The 6,003-nt window shown below is 70.8% G+C and carries 4 protein-coding genes and 2 pseudogenes; 5 read left to right on the forward strand and 1 reads right to left on the reverse strand.

Annotation, left to right across the window (positions count from 1 at the left end; translation table 11 throughout):
* Positions 1-94: 94 nt before the first annotated feature.
* A pseudogene (locus tag PUR53_RS09095) lies at positions 95-277 on the reverse strand (hypothetical protein); the annotation flags it as partial.
* Between the two features lie 276 nt (positions 278-553).
* On the opposite strand from PUR53_RS09095, the pseudogene PUR53_RS09100 reads away from it, so the two are divergent.
* From PUR53_RS09100 to PUR53_RS09120, 5 genes and pseudogenes are all read left to right on the forward strand, one after another.
* Positions 554-906 (forward strand): annotated as a pseudogene (locus tag PUR53_RS09100) (hypothetical protein); the annotation flags it as partial.
* A gap of 5 nt (positions 907-911) precedes the next feature.
* Positions 912-2,192, forward strand: coding sequence for a DNA cytosine methyltransferase (locus PUR53_RS09105; protein ID WP_329907946.1), 1,281 nt, complete (start codon positions 912-914; stop codon positions 2,190-2,192).
* Entirely contained in the window at positions 2,192-3,322 is a 1,131-nt protein-coding gene (locus PUR53_RS09110; protein ID WP_329907947.1) for a DnaB-like helicase N-terminal domain-containing protein, read from the forward strand. The genes PUR53_RS09105 and PUR53_RS09110 overlap by 1 nt, the downstream gene beginning before the upstream one ends.
* 60 nt (positions 3,323-3,382) lie before the next feature.
* Positions 3,383-4,738, forward strand: a complete 1,356-nt coding sequence (locus tag PUR53_RS09115) for a DUF317 domain-containing protein (protein ID WP_329907942.1) — start codon at positions 3,383-3,385, stop codon at positions 4,736-4,738.
* A 347-nt stretch (positions 4,739-5,085) separates the two neighbouring features.
* Positions 5,086-6,003, forward strand: a 918-nt coding sequence (locus tag PUR53_RS09120) for an ATP-dependent DNA ligase (protein WP_329907943.1), incomplete at its 3' end; no start/stop codon positions are given.

Raw genomic sequence — 6,003 nt, forward strand, 5'->3', positions numbered from 1 at the left:
TACAGACAACGGGGATCTTGCTACGACCCTCGCGGATACCGTCGCGGGCAGTACCTAGCGGTCATCAAACTTCGCTGACGTTGACCAGCCTTCCAACGACGAAACTCCCGGGCCACCGCTCGGGCACCACGGGCATCTCGCGCTCAAGCTCGTCACGCGGCCGAGGGCCGCAGAGATAGGTGTGCGCCTCTGGCGACGCCAGCAGCTCGATGAACGCCGCACGGTCCCGGGCCTCGGGCTCACGGAGCGCCAGCCACCTAATCAGCAGGCTCGGCAGCGATCAAGAATCGCAGAGCCGATCAAGCCACCGGCCCGGGCCCCACCCTCATCAACGGGGCCGGGCCCCACAACCACACCTGCCAGGGACGGGATGTCTCCCGTTCTCGTTCACAGCATCGACTTCGGCAGTGGCGGGCCGCCTCCCGAAGTGCCGATCTGCTTTCGGGATTCGTGAATAGAGCCACCCTCTCCGCTATTACGCAGAGTCACCTCAACAACCAACACCAGGAGTCAAATAAGAGATCGCTACAACACAGCCAGACTTGACAGGGAACTGGGCTGCCCATTTCACGGAAACGCGCAGTGGAAAAATATCCGTGACAACTCTCCCGGGGAATGGGCGGACGTGGTCGCGTTCGACGCGGCCATCCGTCAGGGCAACGCCCGCGCGAACGCCACCGGCAACCCACTGCTCGGGAGGCGTTCCTCCACCGCTCCCGGCTCCCGCTCAGCCAGGCCCCGATCGACCACGTCACCGCGGCCGAACGGGCGGCACTGCAGCCCGAATTCACCGACACCCCAGCCGACCCTGACGTGCTGGAACAGGGCGTCGTCGACGGCTGTTCCCCCTGGGCGTGCCGGGGCGAAGCCGAGCCGATGCAGGACGACTTCGGGCTGGCTACTTGAGAGGGATCATCCTCGACCTTTTCGCCGGGCCCGGCGGCTGGAGCCACGCTCTCACCGTTCTCGGCGCACGCGATGTGGGCTTGGAGTGGGACCAGTGGGCGTGTAAGACCCGTGCTGCGGCTGGGCAGTTGACGATCCGGACGGATGTCGCCGCCTATCCGCCGTGGATCTTCTCCGGCCGTGTCCTGGGGCTGATCGCCTCTCCTCCGTGCCAGGCATGGAGCATGGCGGGCAAGCGCCTCGGGCTGGTCGACCAGCCACTGGTCCACCAGGCCGTCGCCGACCTCGCCGCCGGACACGACACCCGCCACCACCTGCTCGGCGTGTGCGCGGACGAACGCTCCCTCCTCGCCGCCGAGCCCATGCGCTACCTGCACACCCTCAACACGACCGGGGAACCCGAGTGGGTCGTCATGGAGGAGGTCCCCGACGTGCTGCCGCTGTGGCGGCAGTACGCGGCCGTCCTTCGCAGCTGGGGCTTCTCGGTGTGGACCGGGATCCTCAACGCCGCCGACTACGGCGTCCCCCAGACGAGGCGGCGGGCGATCCTGATCGCCTCCCGGACCCGCACCGCCCAACCACCCACGCCCACCCACGCCCAGATCGCCGAACCGGAGTCACTGTTCGGCCCGGGCCGCGCCCGCTGGGTATCCATGGCCGAGGCCCTCGGCTGGGGCGCCACCGACCGCCCCGTCCCCACCGTATGCGCCGGCGGCGGACCAGGAGGCGGGCCCGAACCCTTCCCATCCGGCTCCCGCAAGACCCTCGTCAACGCCCGCGACCGCGGCACCTGGACACCCCGCACCAACGAAAACGCACCGTCATCCGACCGGGCAGGGACCGGCCGGCCCACCCCGCACGGAGTCACCGACCGCCAGCCTGCCGACGCATCCGTCCCTGCCCTCACGGCCGAAGCGGTCCGCTGGTCCTGGGCTCTTCGCAACAACAACCAGGCCAACGCCACCGTCAGACCGATCGGGGAACCGGCCGGGACACTGTTCTTCGGACGGCGCGCCAACGAATGCGCCTGGATCGCCGAACCGGTCGGCACTCCGCGGGTGGACGAAACGGGGGCGGCAACACCCACTCCCCCGGAGCCGATCCGCATCACCGCACGCGAGGCCGGTCTCCTGCAGACGTTCCCCGCCGCCTACCCCTGGGCCGGCAACAAGGGCCAGCGGTTCTCCCAGATCGGCAACGCCGTCCCCCCGCTGCTCGCCGGCCACCTCCTCGCCGACCACCTGCGCGTCCCCCTCAACCCCGACGACTTCACCCTGGCCGCTTGATGCCCCCCACCCCCGACGATGCGCTGGACAACCTCGACGATCTGCTCGACACGTATCCGCCGCAGCCCGTGCACTACGCCGAGCAGGCCCTCCTCGGCGCTCTCCTCCTCGAACCCCACCGCCTCCACGAGGTCGACGGGATCACGCCGGACTCGTTCTCCAACTACGCACACGGCGCCCTGTTCGGCGCCATCCACGCCCTCCCCGCCCCTGCCCCGGCCCAGCATGCTCAAGACACCAGCTGGCTCAACGCGGTCCTCGCCGCCGCCCGCGAGCACGCCCGCGCTCTGACCGCCGCCTACCTGCACACCCTGATCCAGGTCTGCCCACGGCCCCGGCACGCGCAGGCGTACGCACGGATGATCGAGGCCGAGCACGCCCGCCGTACCGTGCGCGCCCACGCCGAGCGCCTCGCGATGGCCGCGACGGACGTCACGCTCCCCCACCCGGTGCCCACCACCCTCGCCAAAGCCGACGCCCTGGCCCGCGCCGTGGACGACATCGCCGCCAGGTTCCCGTCGCATTCAGGTTCCCTGCCCCGCGCCCCCGCACCCGCTCCGACGGCTGTCCTCGGCGACCCCGAGGAGGCAGTCGACGAGGAGCGGATGCTGCTCGCGACCGTGACGGCGCACCCTGAGGACGTGGAGCAGCTGCGGTGGCTGAGCACGGACGACTTCACGCACCCCCTGCACGCCGGTCTGTGGCAGTGCCTGACCGCTCTGGCCCGGCGCCGTGCCCCCGTCGACCCGGTCACCGTCCTGTGGGAGGCCCAGCAGCGCGGCCTCCTCACGTCCGGTGCCGAACCGGCCAAGCTGCTCGGCCTGCTCGGAGCGGCGGCCGGTTCCACTGAGTACTGGGGCGAGCGGATCCTCCAGCGCTCGGTCCTGGCGACCGCGCATCAGGTGGGTCTGCGCATCGAGGCGTTCACCGACAACCCGGCCACCACGCCGTACCAACTCGTCCTCGGCAGCCGCCGCGCCCTCGCCGACCTGTCCGCCGTGCGCACCCGCTGGGAGCACGCCACCGCAGCCACCCCGCCCCAGCGGCGGCGGCCGACGGTCACCACCCGCGCCGGCCCGCCGACCACCACGGCCGCACATGCCGCCCGGTCCACACGAGCAACCCGCTAGCCCCCAACGCGCCGGTGGTCGGACCCGATGGCCCGGCCACCGGCAGAACAGACCCCCACCGTGACTCCCGCCATCGACGCCCACGTCCGCCTCGACACCCACCCCACTCACCCCAGCGCCGTGCAAGCCGTCCTGACCGGCACCCAGGCCCACATCGCCCTCGTCGCTCTGGAGGCTGCCAACTGGAGCGTCGCCGCCACCAACGTCCTGGTCCTGGCACGCATCGATCACGAAGAGCCGCACTGGGCCGACGAGGCGGCACAGCACCTGAGGGCCGGAGGCATCACCGTCGAGATCACCCCTCGGCTCCAGAAAGCCATCGACGAAGGATGGAGCTGGCCGAACTATCCGATGCCCTGGTGCACCCGCAGCGAGATCCGCGAGGTGTCCCAGCAGGCGCAGAAAATCCACGACGACATCCGCTACGGCCGTCTCCTCATCCACGCCCACGACGGCCACACCACCATCGCGGTGGGCACCTACCTCGACCGCGGCGGCAAGTCCGTATACCTCCACGGCGAGGACCACCTGCGCCAGGTCGCCGACACCTTCGACTCACCCGCAAAGGCACTGACGGCCTTCGAAAAGGTCCACACAGCCACGATGCGCCCCGGCCCGGCGCCCCTGACCGACACCGAACATGACGCCATCGCAGCGCGCTCCGTCTTCGACGTCACCACGGCCAAGTCCGAACCATCCCGGCCGGAGCCGGAGACCGTCCCCATCCATCTGGCTGATACCGGCGACCACGACGCACTCCTCGGCACCTTTGTCGACGCGCACGGCGAGTTCGAGAAGTGGCGGACCTGGTCGGATGACACGACCCACGTCATCCTCGAGTCGCAGACCCTGTGTATCGAGCGCGTCCACGAAACCGACCCCCGCGAGACCGCCTGGACCGTGGCCGCGTACGAGACGCCCGTCTCCGACCGGATGTGGCACCTCACCGCAACCGGCACCACCCCCGCCCCCATACTCCAGACCCTGCTGCACCACCTCGCCGAAGGCGATACGTGGGACACCGCCGTCGGTAGTCCCGTCAACGAGAACACCGTCACCACCGCCACGAAGCCCCTCACCGACGCCGGCTGGAAGCACACCGTCGACGGGCGCTGGATCCGCTGGACGAACCCGTCCCGGGACGCCGGTATCCAGTTCGACGCCTTCGCCGCCCAGCAGCACAGCAGCACCCTCGCCACCTGGACCATCTGGGCCGGCCCCAGCATCGACCACCCCACCTGGAGCGTCACCGCCTCCCCCTACACCCCCAGCACACTGCTGGCCGACCTCACCGAGACCCTCGCCCACGGAACCGGCACACGACACACCCGCCCCGCACCGACCGCGCACGGCTCCCCATCCATACAGGTCGCACCCGCGCTTCCCACGCGAGGCACGGGACGAATTCGGGGCTGAGCCGTCCCCACCGCTTCATCGGCTGCAATCCGCCGAATCCGCCCCAGAACGCGGCCACTTACTCGTGAGCTGACCCGGCAGTGCATGGGCACGTCGTCACCTCTCGCGCCTGCTACGTCCCGGCCGTCCGGGTCCGGGACCGGCCGAGAGGAGAAGCACGCCAGGGCACTGGCAGAGACTGATGGGACGAGCCGAGCAGCAGGTCACTCCGCAGGTCCAGGCGATGGACAGCAGAGTCACTCCGTAAGGTCGGCCGCAGGTGATCCGCGGCGCTGGTGGCGGGGCTGTCCGGGGGAATGTCCGGCTGCCCAGGTGACGCCGCGCACGACTGCGGCCACACCTGGCCCATGGACCCGCTTCCCGTCCTCACACCCATGCTCGCCTCCGCCGGGAATCTGCCGCTGCCTGGCGGCGACGAACAGTGGGCGGTGGAGACCAAGCAGGACGGCCAGCGCGCCCTGACCTTCTTGCCCGGCGACGGCACGGTCTCGATCCGCTCCCGGGGCGGGCACGCGGTCACCGCCGCCTATCCCGAGCTGCACGGCCTGCCCGCCGCGCTCGGCGGCCGGTCGGCGGTGCTGGACGGGGAGATCATCGCCACGGACGCGGACGGCCGCCCCGACTTCGAACTCCTGCAGTCCCGCATGGGCCTGGCGCGCAAGCCTGACCGCGCCGCCCGCCTGGCGCTGCGGGTACCCGTGCACCTGGTGGTGTTCGACGTGCTCTACCTAGACGGCCAAAACCTCACCAGCCGGCCCTGGACCGAACGCCGCCAGATCCTCACCGGCCTCGGCCTGCACGGTCCGGCCTGGTCGGTACCCGCGGCCGTCGTCGACCACGCCGCAAGCGCACTTCGGGCGACCCGGGAAGCCGGCCTGGAGGGCGTGATCGCGAAACGGCTCACGTCGCCCTACCGGCCGGGCGTACGCTCCACCGCCTGGCTCAAGATCAAAAACGTGCGGACCACCGATGCCGTCATCGGCGGCTGGGTACCCGGCACCGGCCGGCTGGCCGGACTGCCCGGCGCCGTCCTCCTCGGCGAACTCCACGACGGCCCGCTGCACTACATCGGATCGGTCGGCACCGGCTGGAGCGACCGCGAACGCCGCCGGCTCGCCGACCTGCTCGCGGTGGCCGCCTGGACCACCTGCCCCTTCACCCCCGCCCCCAAGGTGCCCGGAGCCCGCTGGGTCCTGCCCCGCCTCGTCGCCGAGATCACCTACACCACCCGCACCCGCGCCGGATACCTGCGCCACCCCTCCTGG

Source organism: Streptomyces sp. SP18BB07 (assembly GCF_036322545.1).
GTDB lineage: Bacteria > Actinomycetota > Actinomycetes > Streptomycetales > Streptomycetaceae > Streptomyces > Streptomyces deccanensis.

Bases quoted from the DNA above. Each gene is read 5' to 3' on its own strand.
- PUR53_RS09110 (WP_329907947.1), top strand. From the start codon at position 2,192: ATGCCCCCCACCCCCGACGATGCGCTGGACAACCTCGACGATCTGCTC.